At 59.4% G+C, this 14,586-nt stretch carries 14 protein-coding genes and 1 pseudogene; 5 read left to right on the top strand and 10 right to left on the bottom strand.

Annotated elements, in window-relative coordinates; all coding sequences use genetic code 11:
- Nucleotide 1: 1 nt before the first annotated feature.
- The gene (gene exbB / locus BKX96_RS17515) at nucleotides 2-976 is read right to left on the bottom strand and encodes a tonB-system energizer ExbB (protein ID WP_077184929.1); all 975 of its coding nucleotides are present in this window, start codon (nucleotides 974-976) and stop codon (nucleotides 2-4) included.
- A 189-nt stretch (nucleotides 977-1,165) separates the two neighbouring features.
- Here exbB and BKX96_RS17510 point away from each other — a divergent pair, with 189 nt between their 5' ends.
- Nucleotides 1,166-2,023: an SDR family oxidoreductase gene (locus tag BKX96_RS17510; protein ID WP_077184927.1), complete on the top strand. Its 858-nt coding sequence runs from the start codon at nucleotides 1,166-1,168 to the stop codon at nucleotides 2,021-2,023.
- Between the two features lie 124 nt (nucleotides 2,024-2,147).
- On the opposite strand, the gene BKX96_RS17505 is transcribed toward BKX96_RS17510, so the two are convergent.
- The 6 genes from BKX96_RS17505 to BKX96_RS17480 form a co-directional block, all read right to left on the bottom strand.
- Nucleotides 2,148-2,888 carry a hypothetical protein gene (locus tag BKX96_RS17505; RefSeq protein WP_046818552.1) on the bottom strand — a complete coding sequence of 247 codons (741 nt, stop codon included), beginning with the start codon at nucleotides 2,886-2,888 and terminating at the stop codon, nucleotides 2,148-2,150.
- A 71-nt stretch (nucleotides 2,889-2,959) separates the two neighbouring features.
- Nucleotides 2,960-3,340, bottom strand: coding sequence for a deaminase RidA (gene ridA / locus BKX96_RS17500; protein WP_003229509.1), 381 nt, complete (start codon nucleotides 3,338-3,340; stop codon nucleotides 2,960-2,962).
- 37 nt (nucleotides 3,341-3,377) lie between these two features.
- Nucleotides 3,378-5,483 carry a bifunctional GTP diphosphokinase/guanosine-3',5'-bis pyrophosphate 3'-pyrophosphohydrolase gene (gene spoT / locus BKX96_RS17495; RefSeq protein WP_008062824.1) on the bottom strand — a complete coding sequence of 702 codons (2,106 nt, stop codon included), beginning with the start codon at nucleotides 5,481-5,483 and terminating at the stop codon, nucleotides 3,378-3,380.
- Between the two features lie 57 nt (nucleotides 5,484-5,540).
- Entirely contained in the window at nucleotides 5,541-5,804 is a 264-nt protein-coding gene (gene rpoZ / locus BKX96_RS17490; protein WP_007921129.1) for a DNA-directed RNA polymerase subunit omega, read from the bottom strand.
- A gap of 167 nt (nucleotides 5,805-5,971) precedes the next feature.
- Nucleotides 5,972-6,592 (bottom strand): guanylate kinase, encoded by a 621-nt coding sequence (gene gmk, locus BKX96_RS17485; protein WP_046818551.1) that lies wholly within the window; start codon nucleotides 6,590-6,592, stop codon nucleotides 5,972-5,974.
- A gap of 12 nt (nucleotides 6,593-6,604) precedes the next feature.
- Nucleotides 6,605-7,468 (bottom strand): YicC/YloC family endoribonuclease, encoded by an 864-nt coding sequence (locus tag BKX96_RS17480; RefSeq protein ID WP_046818550.1) that lies wholly within the window; start codon nucleotides 7,466-7,468, stop codon nucleotides 6,605-6,607.
- A gap of 267 nt (nucleotides 7,469-7,735) precedes the next feature.
- On the opposite strand from BKX96_RS17480, the gene rph reads away from it, so the two are divergent.
- From rph to gltS, 3 genes are all read left to right on the top strand, one after another.
- Nucleotides 7,736-8,458 (top strand): ribonuclease PH, encoded by a 723-nt coding sequence (gene rph, locus BKX96_RS17475; RefSeq protein ID WP_046818549.1) that lies wholly within the window; start codon nucleotides 7,736-7,738, stop codon nucleotides 8,456-8,458.
- Between the two features lie 28 nt (nucleotides 8,459-8,486).
- On the top strand, nucleotides 8,487-8,855 hold the full coding sequence (locus BKX96_RS17470; protein ID WP_046818548.1) for a DUF4870 domain-containing protein: 369 nt from the start codon (nucleotides 8,487-8,489) through the stop codon (nucleotides 8,853-8,855).
- A gap of 293 nt (nucleotides 8,856-9,148) precedes the next feature.
- Nucleotides 9,149-10,354 carry a sodium/glutamate symporter gene (gltS, locus tag BKX96_RS17465; protein WP_046818547.1) on the top strand — a complete coding sequence of 402 codons (1,206 nt, stop codon included), beginning with the start codon at nucleotides 9,149-9,151 and terminating at the stop codon, nucleotides 10,352-10,354.
- Between the two features lie 71 nt (nucleotides 10,355-10,425).
- On the opposite strand, the gene crc is transcribed toward gltS, so the two are convergent.
- The gene (gene crc, locus BKX96_RS17460; RefSeq protein ID WP_008062840.1) at nucleotides 10,426-11,205 is read right to left on the bottom strand and encodes a catabolite repression control protein Crc; all 780 of its coding nucleotides are present in this window, start codon (nucleotides 11,203-11,205) and stop codon (nucleotides 10,426-10,428) included.
- An 82-nt stretch (nucleotides 11,206-11,287) separates the two neighbouring features.
- Here crc and pyrE point away from each other — a divergent pair, with 82 nt between their 5' ends.
- Entirely contained in the window at nucleotides 11,288-11,932 is a 645-nt protein-coding gene (gene pyrE, locus BKX96_RS17455) for an orotate phosphoribosyltransferase (protein WP_046818546.1), read from the top strand.
- Nucleotides 11,933-12,104: 172 nt separating this feature from the next.
- Here pyrE and argB read toward each other — a convergent pair whose 3' ends face one another.
- Nucleotides 12,105-13,010, bottom strand: a complete 906-nt coding sequence (gene argB / locus BKX96_RS17450; protein WP_008047078.1) for an acetylglutamate kinase — start codon at nucleotides 13,008-13,010, stop codon at nucleotides 12,105-12,107.
- 17 nt (nucleotides 13,011-13,027) lie between these two features.
- Nucleotides 13,028-14,431, bottom strand: a pseudogene (locus tag BKX96_RS17445) (phosphomannomutase/phosphoglucomutase); the annotation flags it as partial.
- Nucleotides 14,432-14,586 lie beyond the last annotated feature (155 nt).

Here is a 14,586-nt window from a genome sequence, read left to right as displayed (position 1 = left end):
ATTACCCCACTTTCACCATGTGCGGATGCGAGCTGCGCTCAGGCTGGTGGTCGAGGTCGCGGCTGACCAGCAGCAGGACCTCTGCCGACGCGTCGGATACTTGCGCCTTGTAGCCGGCGATGGAGCGGGCGAATACGTTGTAGATCACGACCGCCGGGATCGCTGCCACCAGGCCCAGGGCGGTTGCCAGCAGGGCTTCGGCGATGCCGGGGGCGACAACGGCCAGGTTGGTGGTCTGGGTCTTGGCGATGCCGATGAAGCTGTTCATGATGCCCCATACGGTGCCAAACAGACCGACGAACGGCGCAGTGGAACCGATGGTGGCGAGTACGCCGGTGCCGCTGCTCATGTTGCGGCCGCAGGCGGCCACCAGGCGCTCAAGGCGGAAGCTGACGCGTTCCTTGATGCCTTCTTTCTCACGGCTGCTCGCCGACAAATGCATTTCTTCCAGGGCGTCATGGACCAGCAGGTTGGCCAGGGTGCCTGGTTTGGTCGCCGATGCGGCGGCTTCCTTGAGCGTGGCGGCTTTTTTCAGGTGCGCGATTTCAGTGCGCAGGCGACGCTTGGCGCCCATTAGCTCGAAGCCTTTGGCAATCCAGATGGTCCAGGTAATGATCGAAGCGATGGCCAGGCCGATCATCACGATTTTCACGATGATGTCAGCGTTCTGGTACATGCCCCACGGCGACAGGTCATGGGCCATGCCCAAGCTGTTGTCAGCTTCGAGGACTTCGGGAGTGTCTTCACCGAGAGTGTCTGCCGGTACTGCCTGGGCAGGATCGGTCGCGGCCGGGGTCACCGCCGGAGCGACGTGATTGGTTGGAGCAGGTGCGGAGGCGGCAGCCGGGGCGACGGGCGCTTGTGCATCAGCCAATGCGGCGGTCGGCGCCAGCACCAGGCTGAGTAGCAAGGCGGCCACCGCGTTCCAGGCGCGAGGTCGTTTGGTAGGCGAAGCGAAGAGTTGATTTCGTGTCATGCTGGGCCGGACCTGAGAGAAAAAGACGGTTGATGTTCTTCCAGGCCTCGTGAGGCCGAGAACAAAGTGGCCAGTATTATTGCAATTAATTCTTGTTAACAGAAGTAATAGAGTCTCTTTTTTTCCTGCATTACTAGCCGCTCGTCCATTGCCGGCGCTAGTTTGTCCATTTTCGAGGAGAGTTTTCTGATGTCCGCGCCCTCTGTTTTGATCGCCGGCTGTGGTGATGTCGGCAGTCGCCTGGCCACGCAATTGTTGGCTGGCGGGTGGGAGGTCCATGGCCTGCGCCGCGACGTTTCACGCCTGCCAAATGGGGTTGTCGGGGTGGCCGGCGACTTGTTCGACAAAGACTGCCCGGCGACCTGGCCGATCGGTGCGGTGGATTACCTGGTGTATTGCGCGGCTGCCACCGATCACGATGAGGCCGGCTACCGCGCCGCTTATGTCCAGGGCCTGCAGCATGTGCTGGAGTGGCTGGGCGATTACGGGCAGGTGCCCAATCGCCTGCTGTTCGTTTCCAGCAGCAGTGTCTACGGTCAGCAGCAGGGCGAGTGGATTGACGAGACTTCGCCGACCGTGGCGGCGGGTTATTCAGGGCGGGTGATGCTCGAGGCCGAGCAAATTGCCCTCAACAGCGGCATCCCGGCCAGCATTGTGCGACTGACCGGTATCTACGGCCCGGGTCGTGAGTGGCTGCTGACTCAGGTTCGCCGGGGGTATCGCGTGGCGGTCGATCCGCCGCTGTTCGCCAATCGAATTCATGCCGATGACGCCGCGGGGTTGATGGCCTGTCTGCTGGAGGCGGATCGGCGTGGCGAGGCACTGGATGACGTCTATATAGGCGTTGATGACGCGCCCGCGGCCCTGGCGGATGTGGTGGGCTGGTTGCGCGAGTATCTGGGTGTGACCGAATGGGCGGAGGACGCCACGGTGCGCCGCACCGGGAGCAAGCGTTGTAGCAATGCACGGGCTAGGGCGTTGGGTTGGACGCCGAAGTATCCGAGCTTTCGCGAGGGGTATGCCGCGATAATCGAAGGGAACGGTTAACTGCCAGGTACCCGAACCGTTTGTGGGAGCGAGCCTGCTCGCGAAGAGGCCGTAACATCCAACAGTCATGTTGTCTGACACACCGCTTCGCGAGCAGGCTCGCTCCCACATGGCACATGTGTGCTTACTGCTTTTCCAGCAACCACTTACGATTGCCCGGTGCGTACTGGGGCATTTCGTCTGCCTGGGCAGAATTCACGGCCTGGAAAATTTCCAGTTCCTTGCCTTTGCGCGCAAAGATCCAGGGATTTCCCTGTCCGTTGATTTGCAACCACATGTTGTCGTTGCCTCCGCTCATCGACGCGCAATCACCCGCCAGGCACAGGGCGTAGCGATCGGCTTCCGGCAGCCCGATAACCTGGCCGTCGGCCTGGAACTGCACGCTATTGCCTTCGCCGGGACCGCTGACGACCTTCCAGCTACCGCCCATGTACGCCGAATACAGCGCGCGTTCGAAGCTGGCGCCCATCGGCGCGCCATCCGGAACCGGAATCTGCGCCCGGTCGAAGACCTGCTCAGGTTCGTTGTCGCTGGCGGCCTGGCTCAGTTGCTTGCCGTCGCGCTTGAGCTCGCTGGCAGAGCTGCCATAAAAGTCGACTTTCCAGGCGCCGGACTCTTCGCCCAACAACTTGCCTTCGACATTTTCAAAACCATTGGTGTAGCGGGCCTGACTGGCCTTGGTGTTGACGTCCCATTCCAGGTTCGGACCATAGGCCTGGAGGGCTTCACGCAGGGGGCCGCCTTTGGCCGCAGCATCGATCGCCGCCTGGTTGATCCAGGTGCCACTGATGTCACGGTCGGCAGGGTTGCTGGCACAACCGCCCAGGAGTAGGGCGACCAGCGAGAGGGCTAGCGCAGCGCGCATGGTGGAATCCTTTCAAAACGCTTTTATACATACGGCAGCGGCGCAGCCTTCAGAGGGCTGCGCCGGACGTATTACTCGATGACCAGGATGGCATCCATCTCAACCTGCGAACCCTTTGGCAGGGCTGCAACGCCGATGGCGGCGCGGGCAGGGTAAGGCTGGTCGAAATACTTGCCCATGATCTCGTTGACCTTGGCGAAATGGCTCAGGTCGGTGAGGAAGATGTTCAGTTTGACGATGTCCTTGAACGAACCGCCGGCGGCTTCAGCCACGGCCTTGAGGTTCTCGAACACCTGGACGGTCTGGGCTTCGAAGCCTTCGACCAGTTCCATGGTTTTTGGGTCCAGGGGAATCTGGCCCGACATGTACACGGTGTTGCCAGCCTTGATCGCCTGGGAGTAAGTGCCGATGGCGGCCGGGGCTTTGTCGCTGGTGATAACAGTCTTGGTCATCTATGACTCCTTGTAAGGGCTTGGCTTTGGGGGCTAGCTACGCGCGCATGCGGGTGATGCGAATCACCCCGGTCAGGGCGCGCAGTTTCTTGATCACGCGGGCCAGGTGCACACGGTCGTGTACGCTGACCACCAGTTGGACCACGCTGATGCGACCATCGCGTTCATCCATGCTGATTTTTTCGATGTTGCCGTCAGCTGCGTTGACGCTGCTGGCCAGCAGGGCGATCAGGCCGCGCTGGTGTTCCAGCTCGACGCGCAGTTCGACGTTGAATTCGCCGGTGACATCCTTGGCCCACGAGAGCTGGATGCATTTTTCCGGGTTGTGGCGGATTTCGCTGATGTTGCGGCAGTTGTCCAGGTGCACGACCATGCCTTTGCCGGCGGAGAGGTGGCCGACGATCGGGTCGCCCGGGATCGGCGTGCAGCACTTGGCGTAGCTGAGGACCAGGCCTTCGGTACCGCGAATCGCCAGGGGACCTTCCGGACTTGGCAATTGCTCACCTTCGCCGAGCAGGCGGCGAGCCACCACATAAGCCATGCGATTGCCCAGGCCGATGTCTTCAAGCAAGTCTTCGATCAGTTCGAGGCGGTATTCGGCGAGCATCGCCTTGACGCGCTCCGCCGGGATTTTTTCCAGCGAACTGTCGAACCCGTTGAGCACCTTGTTCAGCAGGCGTTCGCCCAGGCTGATGGACTCGGAACGGCGCTGCAGTTTCAGTGCATGGCGGATATGGGTACGCGCCTTGCCGGTGACCACGAAGTTGAGCCACGCCGGGTTCGGCCGTGCGCCCGGAGCGCTGACGATCTCGACCGTGGAGCCGCTTTGCAGCGGTTCGGACAGCGGCGCAAGGCGGCGATTGATCCGGCAGGCAATGCAGCTGTTGCCGACGTCGGTGTGCACCGCATAGGCAAAGTCGACCGCCGTGGAGCCCTTGGGCAGCTCCATGATCCGGCCTTTGGGCGTGAACACATAGACCTCGTCCGGAAACAGGTCGATCTTCACGCTTTCGATGAATTCCAGCGAATTGCCGGCCCGTTGCTGCATTTCCAGCACGCCTTTGACCCACTGGCGGGCGCGGGCATGGGTGCCTTTTGGCTGTTCGTCGCCGCTGGACTTGTACAGCCAGTGGGCGGCGATGCCGTTATTGGCCATCTCTTCCATTTCACGGGTGCGGATCTGGATCTCGATCGGAACACCGTGCATGCCGAACAGCGTGGTGTGCAGCGATTGGTAGCCGTTGGCCTTGGGGATCGCGATGTAGTCCTTGAAGCGCCCCGGCAACGGTTTGTACAAATTGTGTACAGCACCCAGCACGCGATAGCAGGTATCGACCTTGTCGACGATGATCCGGAACGCGTAGACGTCCATGATCTCGTTGAAGGCCCGACGCTTGCCGCGCATCTTCTTGTAGATGCCGTAGAGGTGTTTCTGGCGACCGCTGACCTCGCCCTGGATGCCATCGATGGCCAGGCAGTGGCTGAGGGATTCCTCGATCTTGTTGACGATTTCCTTGCGGTTGCCCCGGGCGCGCTTGACCGCCTGGTAGATTCGCGCGGAACGCATCGGGTGCATGGCCTTGAAACCGAGGTCTTCGAATTCTATGCGGATGGCGTGCATGCCCAGCCTGTTGGCGATGGGTGCATAGATTTCCAGGGTTTCCTTGGCGATGCGCCGGCGTTTTTCGCCGGACAGCACTTCCAGCGTGCGCATGTTGTGCAGGCGGTCGGCCAGCTTGACCAGGATCACGCGGATATCGCGCGCCATGGCCATGGCCATTTTCTGGAAGTTTTCAGCCTGGGCTTCGGCCTTGGTCTCGAAGTTCATCTGGGTCAGCTTGCTGACGCCGTCGACCAGTTCGGCCACGGTTTCGCCGAACTGCGCTTGCAGCGCTTCCTTGGCAATACCGGTGTCTTCGATCACGTCATGCAGCATGGCCGCCATCAGGCTCTGATGGTCCATGTGCATGTCGGCAAGAATATTCGCCACTGCAAGGGGATGCGTGACATACGCCTCGCCGCTACGGCGGCGTTGGCCGTCGTGGGCTTGTTCGGCGTAGAAATACGCTCGGCGGACCAGGTTGACCTGGTCTTTGCCGAGGTAGGTCGATAAGCGATCGGCGAGGGCGTCTATGCTCGGCATGATGTCTCCTGCCGTAAGCTTTTATCCCGCGCCGTGCTACGTCGACCAGGCATAGGCTTAGACGGCCTCGTTGGACTCGTCCTCGAATGCAGCGAAAAGCGGTTCATCTTCAACGATTTCGGCTTCGGCGATAGCTGCGTAGTCGATCAGGCCTTCAGCGATTTCACGCAGGGCGACGACGGTAGGCTTGTCGTTTTCCCATGCTACTTTCGGCTCTTTGCCGCCGGTGGCCAGTTGACGGGCACGCTTGGTAGAGAGCATGACCAGCTCAAAGCGGTTATCCACGTGTTCTAGGCAGTCTTCAACGGTTACGCGGGCCATGGTCTTCCTCGTAGCAAATGCAATATGCGCGCTGCCCGGATGGGCGAGCGGACTCAACAGTTTAAAAAATCACCAGCGATTAGGGAAGCGCTGATTTTTTGACCAAGCCCTTCAACGCGCTGCAAGTGCCAATGTAAAGCCCTTGCAGCTGTTTTGGGAAGAGCTGATTAACCGAGCAATTCAGCTAGCAATTTGCCAAAACGTTGCTGTTGGCGTTTCTGTTGCAGCTGATTGGCGCGGAAAATCGCCTTCAGGTCGTGCAGCGCGTGGGCGAAATCATCGTTGATCACCAGGTAGTCGTAGTCGACGTAGTGGCTCATTTCGCTGACGGCTTCACGCATGCGCCCGTCAATGATCTCGTCACTGTCCTGGCCACGATTGGTCAGGCGCTGGTGCAGGGCCTGCAATGACGGCGGCAAAATGAAGATCGAGCGGGCCTGGGGCATCAGCTTGCGCACTTGCTCGGCGCCTTGCCAGTCGATTTCCAGGATCAGGTCGTGGCCTTCGTCCAGGGTCTGCTGCAGGTGGCTTTGCGACGTGCCGTAGAGATTGCCGAATACTTCGGCGCGCTCGAGGAAATCGCCGTGCTCGATCATCTTCACGAACTCGCTGCGATCGACGAAGTGATAGTTCACGCCATTCACTTCACCCGGACGCATGGCGCGGGTGGTATGGGAGACCGAGACGCGGATCTCCGGATCGGCGTCGGTCAGGGCCTTGACCAGGCTGCTCTTGCCCGCGCCCGAAGGGGCGGAAATGATGTACAGGGTGCCAGTGCTGTGGGTCATGTCGGGGTTGCCTTACTCAATATTCTGCACTTGTTCGCGCATCTGCTCGATCAACACCTTGAGGTTGACCGCAGCCTGGGTGCTGCGCGGGTCGAAGGCTTTGGAGCCCAGTGTGTTGGCTTCGCGGTTGAGCTCTTGCATCAGGAAGTCCAGGCGCCGCCCGGCGGCACCGCCGGACTTGAGTACCCGGCGAACTTCGATGATGTGAGTGCTCAGGCGATCCAGTTCTTCGGCGACGTCGCTTTTCTGCGCGAGCATGACCATTTCCTGCTCAAGGCGCTGCGGGTCCATCTCGGCCTTCATGTCGGCGAAGCGGTCGAGCACTTTCTGGCGCTGGGTGGCAAGCATTTGCGGAACGAGCTCGCGCAGGGTTACCACGTCTTCTTCGATGGACGTCAGGCGCTCGTTGATCAGGCGCGCCAGTTCCGCGCCTTCGCGCTCGCGGCCGGCCTTCAGTTCCTTGAGTCCCTGGTTGAACAGTGCCAGTGCCTCGGCGTTCAGCGCTTGCGGGTCGGTCGCGTCACCCACCAATACACCGGGCCACGCCAGGACTTCAAGCGGGTTCAGCGCCGCCGGATTCTTGATCAGGCCGGCGATCGTCTCGGCGGCGGCAACCAGCTGCGCCGCGCGTTCCTGGTCCACTTGCAGCGCTTTGCCGGTGTTTTCTTCGGTGAAGCGCAAGGTGCATTCGAGCTTTCCCCGCGATACGCCCTGGCGCAAGGCTTCACGAACAGCGCCCTCAAGGTCGCGAAAGGACTCCGGCAGGCGCAGGTGGGGCTCGAGGTAGCGGCTGTTGACCGAGCGCAGTTCCCAGCTCAGGGTGCCCTGGACGCCGGCTTTCTCGACGCGGGCGAAGGCGGTCATACTGTGCACCATGGAGGGACCTCGCAATGCAGATCGGCGCGCAACTGACGTTCCGGCGATCCGATATCAATGAATTTAAGCTGACTGGCAGCAAAGGCGCAGGATTGTAGCGCAGTGGCGTGGATGCGCCCAAACACACGGTGTGACAAAGACCCGCAGCTCGTCGGCAGCGGGCTGTGCAGAGCCTTCGCTGGTCCGATGATTTTTTTAGAAGTGCCCAGTCGCGGCTGGCGGCTCTATAATGCTCCGCAGTTTTCCGTCCCCGTACAGGTATCCCTTATGAAACGTCCAAGTGGTCGCGCTGCCGATCAGCTCCGCTCGATCCGCATTACCCGCAACTACACCAAACACGCCGAGGGATCTGTGCTGGTCGAGTTCGGCGACACCAAGGTCATTTGCACCGTCAGCGTCGAAAACGGCGTGCCGCGGTTCCTCAAGGGCCAGGGCCAGGGCTGGTTGACGGCCGAATACGGCATGTTGCCGCGCGCCACCGGCGAGCGTAACCAGCGTGAAGCGAGCCGCGGCAAGCAAGGCGGCCGTACCCTGGAAATCCAGCGCCTGATCGGCCGTTCCCTGCGCGCTGCGCTGGACATGTCCAAGTTGGGCGACGTCACTTTGTACGTTGACTGCGACGTGATCCAGGCTGACGGCGGTACTCGCACCGCGTCCATCACCGGCGCAATGGTTGCCCTGGTCGATGCCCTGAAAGTGATCAAGAAGCGTGGCGGCCTCAAAGGCGGCGACCCGCTCAAGCAAATGATCGGTGCGGTGTCGGTGGGCATGTATCAAGGTGAACCTGTGCTCGACCTCGACTACCTGGAAGACTCGGCTGCCGAGACCGACCTGAACGTGGTGATGACCAGCACTGGCGGCTTCATCGAAGTCCAGGGCACCGCCGAAGGCGCGCCATTCCAGCCTGAAGAGCTGAATGCCATGCTGGAACTGGCGAAAAAGGGCATGAACGAGATCTTCGATCTGCAAAAGTCTGCACTGGCTGACTGATCGGATTGCCACACACAAGGAGGACGTCATGAGTGACGAACAACAGTTGCTCCCCGCGCCGAGCAAAGAGGTTCGGCAGTGGGCAATGTTTTGTCACTTGTCCGCCTTGTTGGGCATCTGGATTCCTTTCGGCACACTGATCGGCCCGTTGGTTCTGTGGCAGATGAAGCGCGAGATGGACCCGTTCATCGACGCGCAGGGCAAGGAGGCGCTGAACTTTCAGATCACCGTCGCCATTGCATCCGCCATTTGCTTGCTGCTGATGCTGGTGATTATCGGGTTCTTCCTGTTTGGCCTGGTGGCGATCGGGGCGCTGGTATTGACCATCATTGGCGGCGTGAAAGCCAATGAAGGAGTACCTTATCGCTATCCATTCACCTGGCGATTGATCAAGTGAGTTAGCCAAGAAGTATCGAACCAAAGTAAATGCCTCGACCTGTCGGGGCATTTTTTTTGAGTTCACTTTAGTCACAAACTGCAATGGTTCAGTTCGGTATATATGCTTGGCAATAAGACTTGGTGATTATAAAGTCCGCACCAAGTAATATTTACTAAGAAATATTTCGATACATTCAGACCATTGAGGGTTCCTGAATCCAAGACTAATCAGTGTTGAGACGAATCAACCTGTTCATGCGGCGTGTCCAGGTAAAAAGTTCGCCCCCTGAATGTCCACCCAAGAAACCCCAAATGATTGAGCTCGATTTTTATGGAACACTTGTTGCTGCCTCTTTAGTTTTATTACTGGGGCGCGGTCTAGTTACACGAGTCGGTTTTTTACGCACTTACAATATTCCGGAACCTGTAGCTGGCGGCCTGATGGTTGCCTTGGTTCTTTTGGCCTTGCGAAGCCTTGATATTCAAGTCCGATTTGATACCTCACTGCAAACTCCATTGATGTTGGCGTTTTTTGCCACGATTGGCTTGAGCGCAGACTTTGCCAGCCTTAAGAAGGGCGGGCGCGTAGTGGGAATTTTCCTGCTGGCGGTGACCGGGCTTCTGGTGGTCCAGAATGCCATGGGCATCGGACTTGCCAAGACCTTGGGGCTCGATCCCTTGATGGGCCTGCTGACCGGCTCGATTACCCTGGCCGGCGGTCACGGTACGGGCGCTGCGTGGGGCGCGACGTTCAGCGAGAAATTCGGACTGGCATCCGCCTCAGAACTGGCGATGGCCTCTGCGACCTTTGGCCTGGTGCTGGGCGGTTTGATTGGGGGGCCTGTTGCTCGCCTGCTCATCAATCGTGTTCAGGTACCTGGCTGTCAGCAAGAAAAGCCTCGGCTGCCAAAGGGCTTCGAACAGCCGAACAAGGAGCGTTCGATTACTCCCTTTTCGTTTATCGAGACGCTCGCGCTTATTTCGGTCAGCTTGTTGGCAGGCTCGCTTTTGAATGGCCTGCTCCACGGAAGCGTATTTGAATTACCAACTTTCGTGTGCGTGTTATTCGTGGGCGTTCTTTTGCGCAACGGACTTTCAGCGCTTGGCTTGTACCAGGTGTTTGAGCGTGAAGTCTCAGTGCTGGGGAATGTCAGCCTGTCGCTGTTTCTGGCGATCGCCTTGATGTCGCTCAAACTGTGGGACCTGGCGGCGCTGGCTTTGCCGTTCTTCATTATCCTTGCAGTGCAAACGTTGGTCATGGCACTGTTTGCGATATTCGTGACGTTCAGGGTCATGGGCAGTAACTACGATGCGGCCGTATTGGCGGCAGGGCACTGCGGTTTCGGACTGGGGGCCACGCCAACGGCCATCGCCAACATGCAGGCGGTGACGCAGCGTTACGGACCGTCTCAGATAGCGTTCCTGGTGGTACCCATGGTGGGGGCGTTCTTCATCGATATCATCAATGTGATTGTCATCAAGATGTACCTGGCGCTGCCGTTCTTCGCCGCTGCCTGAAGTTCAGGTTACGTCCGGCCATAAAAAATGCCCGTATCTTGCGATACGGGCATTTTTTTGACCGGCCAGACTCAGATCGTCAGCGTCCAGTCGTAGTCCACGATCAACGGCGCGTGCTGCGAGAACCGAGGCTGACGTGGCAGGCGCGCACTGCGTACGAAGCGGCGCAGGCCCGGGGTCAGGATCTGGTAATCGAAGCGCCAGCCGAGGTTGAGCATTTCGGCTTGTTCGTTATCCGGCCACCAGCTGTACTGGTCGCCTTCACGGCTAACTTCCCGCAGGGCATCGACGTAACCCATGTTGCCGACAATCTCGTCCATCCAGGCGCGCTCAGGCGCCAGGAAGCCCGGAGATTGCTGGCTGTCACGCCAGTTCTTGATGTCCAGTTTCTGTTGCGCCACGTACAGCGAGCCACAATAAATGTACTCGCGGCGTTTGCGCCGCTGCTTGTCCAGGTATTTGGCGAAGTCGTCCATGAGCTTGAACTTCTGGTTCAAGTCCTCATCGCCGTTCATTCCGGAAGGAAGCAACAGGGTTGCAATACTGACTTTGTCGAAATCTGCTTGCAGGTAGCGCCCGTAGCGGTCGGCCGTCTCGAAACCGAGACCGCTGATGACAGCCTTCGGTTGCAACCGCGAGTACAAAGCCACGCCACCTTGGGCGGGAACTTCGGCGTCGCAGGCATAAAGGAAGTAGCCATCCAGTTGGAAGGCTGGATCGTCCAGTTCAAAGGCGGAGGCACGGGTGTCCTGCAGGCAGATGACGTCGGCATTCTGTGCCTGCAGCCAACTGAGCAAACCGCGCTCGACTGCAGCCTGAATACCATTGACGTTCACACTGATGATCCGCATAAATGGCCCCAAAAATCGCGTGCGTGTATGATACACGGCGTCAACCTAATTAGCTAAATCCGTGGTATTTGGGGTTTTTTTCATGCAAGCGTATCAGCGCGATTTCATTCGTTTTGCCATCGATCGCGGCGTTTTGCGCTTCGGTGAGTTCACCCTGAAGTCCGGGCGCACCAGTCCTTACTTCTTCAATGCTGGCCTGTTCAATACAGGTTCGGCCCTGGCGCAGCTGGGTCGTTTCTACGCCGCAGCCATTGCCGAGAGCGGCATTGCCTTCGATGTGCTGTTCGGCCCGGCCTACAAGGGCATCCCTTTGGCGGCGACCACTGCCGTGGCATTGGCCGAGCATCACGGCCGTGACCTGCCATGGTGCTTCAACCGAAAGGAAGCCAAGGCCCACGGTGAAGGCGGCAGCCTGGTCGGCGCACCGCTGACCGGCGAAGTGCTGATCATTGACGACGTGATCACTGCCGGTACCGCAATTCGCGAAGTGATGCAGATCATCGCCTCCCAGGACGGCGCCAAGGCGGCCGGCGTGCTGATCGCCCTGAACCGCCAGGAGCGTGGCAACGGTGAATTGTCAGCGATCCAGGAAGTGGAGCGTGATTTCGGGATTCCGGTGATCAGCATCGTTTCGCTGAACCAGGTGCTGGAGTTCCTGGCCGACGATCCGCAACTCAAGCAGCATTTGCCAGCCGTTGAAGCCTACCGCGCCCAATTTGGCGTCTGATCTGACGCTGGCGTTGCCCGTTTAATCGCCATCGCTGGCAAGCCAGCTCCTACAGAATCGGTGATATCCCTGTAGGTGCTGGCTTGCCAGCGATAGAAGCGCCGCAGTTCATCGCCGCAAAAAAAGACCCCGCTCAGCCAGGCTGAGCGGGGTCTTTTTGTTCGTGTGTTGCTTATGGACGCTTGCGATTGCTGATCAAGGTGCCCACACCGGTATCGGTGAAAATTTCCAGCAGGATCGCGTTAGGCACACGACCGTCAATGATCAGCGAGCTGCCCACGCCACCCTGGACCGCTTCCAGTGCGCAACGGATCTTTGGCAGCATGCCGCCATAGATGGTGCCGTCAGCGATCAGGTCGTCGACCTGCTGGGTGGTCAAGCCGGTCAGGACCGTGCCTGACTTGTCCATCAAGCCCGCGATGTTGGTCAGCAACATCAGTTTCTCGGCTTTCAGCGCCTCGGCCACCTTGCCAGCCACCAGGTCGGCGTTGATGTTGTACGACTCGCCATTGGCGCCCACGCCGATTGGCGCGATCACCGGGATGAAATCACCCTTGACCAGTAGGTTCAGCAGATCGGTGTTGATGCCGACTACTTCGCCCACGTGGCCAATGTCGATGATTTCCGGGGTGGTCATCTCCGGCGTCTGACGGGTAACGGTGAGCTTCTTCGCCCGGATCAGCTCGGCGTCTTTACCAGTCAGGCCGATGGCGCTGCCGCCGTGACGGTTGATCAGGTTGACGATGTCCTTGTTGACCTGGCCGCCGAGGACCATTTCGACCACGTCCATGGTGGCGGCATCGGTAACGCGCATGCCGTCGACAAAATGGCTCTCGATCGACAGGCGCTTGAGCAGGTCACCGATTTGCGGGCCGCCGCCGTGAACCACGACCGGGTTGATACCTACGGCCTTCATCAGCACGATGTCGCGGGCGAAGCCGGTCTTGAGCTCCTCGCTTTCCATCGCGTTGCCGCCGTATTTGATCACCAGTGTCTTGCCGACATAGCGGCGAATGTAAGGCAGCGCTTCGGACAGGACCTTGGCGGTGTTGGCGGCGGCTTCGCGTTCGAGGGTCATTCAGGGCTCCGGGTGAATCAGAACGGTAGTTGGAGATCAGGTGCAACACGCTTCAACTGGACGTGGAAAACGTCCTTGATGCGTTGCAATTCAGCCTCGTCATCGGCCTCGAAACGCAGGACCAGCACCGGTGTGGTGTTGGAAGCGCGAACCAGGCCCCAGCCTTTGGCATAGTCGACTCGCACGCCGTCAATGGTGGTCAGGTCGGCGCCTTCGCCCCACTTCGCGTCGTGCAATGCATCAATGATGCTGAATTTGCTCTCTTCGGTCACATGGATATTGATTTCCGGCGTAGAAATATCGTTCGGGAAGGTCGCGAACAGCTCTTCGGCCGAGGATTTTTCCTTGCTGAGGATTTCCAGCAACCGCGCGGCGCTGTAAATGCCGTCGTCGAAGCCGAACCAGCGCTCCTTGAAGAAGATGTGCCCGCTCATTTCGCCGGCCAGCAGGGCGCCGGATTGTTTCATTTTCTTTTTGATCAGCGAGTGACCGGTCTTCCACATCAGCGGACGACCGCCGTATTCCTTGATCAGCGGGATCAGGCGGCGAGTGCATTTGACGTCGAAAATGATTTCCGCGTTCGGGTTGCGCGCCACCACGTCGCGGGCGAACAGCATCAGCAAGCGGTCAGGGAAGACGATGCTGCCGGTGTTGGTCACCACACCGACGCGGTCGCCGTCGCCGTCGAAAGCCAGGCCGAGATCGGCGTTGGTTTCCTTGACCTTGGCGATCAGGTCGACGAGGTTTTCAGGCTTGCCCGGATCCGGGTGATGGTTGGGGAAGTTGCCGTCGACTTCACAGAACAGCGGGATGACTTCGCAGTTCAGCGCTTCGATCAATTGCGGGGCGATCACGCCGGCCGCGCCATTGCCGCAGTCCACCACGACTTTCAGGCGGCGGGCCAGCTTGATGTCCTGGACGATTTCGGTGCTGTAGCGGTCGAGGATCTCGACTTTTGTGATGCTGCCCTTGCCGCTGGTCAGGTCGTTGGTCTTGAGGCGGTCATGGAGGGCCTGGATCTGTTCATTGGCCAGGGTGTCGCCGGCAATGACGATCTTGAAGCCGTTGTAGTTCGATGGGTTGTGGCTGCCGGTGAGCATTACGCCGGACTTGCCGGCCAGTACGTTGGCGGCGTAGTACAGCGCCGGAGTTGGCACCAGGCCGACGTCGCTGACATGGCAACCGCTGTCGGCCAGGCCTTGGATCAACTGTTCGACCAGCTCCGGGCCAGAGAGGCGTCCGTCACGGCCTACGCAAACGTTAGGTTCATCCTGGGCCAGACTCTGGGCACCGATGGCGCGACCGAGCCAGTAAGCCGTTTCGGCGTTGAGAAATTCCGGGACGGTGCCGCGTATGTCATAGGCGCGGAAAATGCTGTCGGGGAACTTGGGGGCAACGCGCACTGGGGTGCTCATCTGGGGTAATGCTCCATTTTGAAAGTGGCTGGACAGGCCGGCGAATGACTCGCCGGCAGGTTCAAACTGAAAGGTATGACGGCGTTTTTCGCGCAGAGTTCGTGGTGCGAAAAGGCCATGCCAGCAACGCGAGCGGCTTTTGGACCGGTCAATCCCTTGAT

Origin of the sequence: Pseudomonas putida, assembly GCF_001976065.1 — a bacterium.
Lineage (GTDB): Bacteria > Pseudomonadota > Gammaproteobacteria > Pseudomonadales > Pseudomonadaceae > Aquipseudomonas > Aquipseudomonas serbica.
Note: the sequence above shows the minus strand (reverse complement) of the source record. Positions and strands in the feature narration are given on the sequence as shown.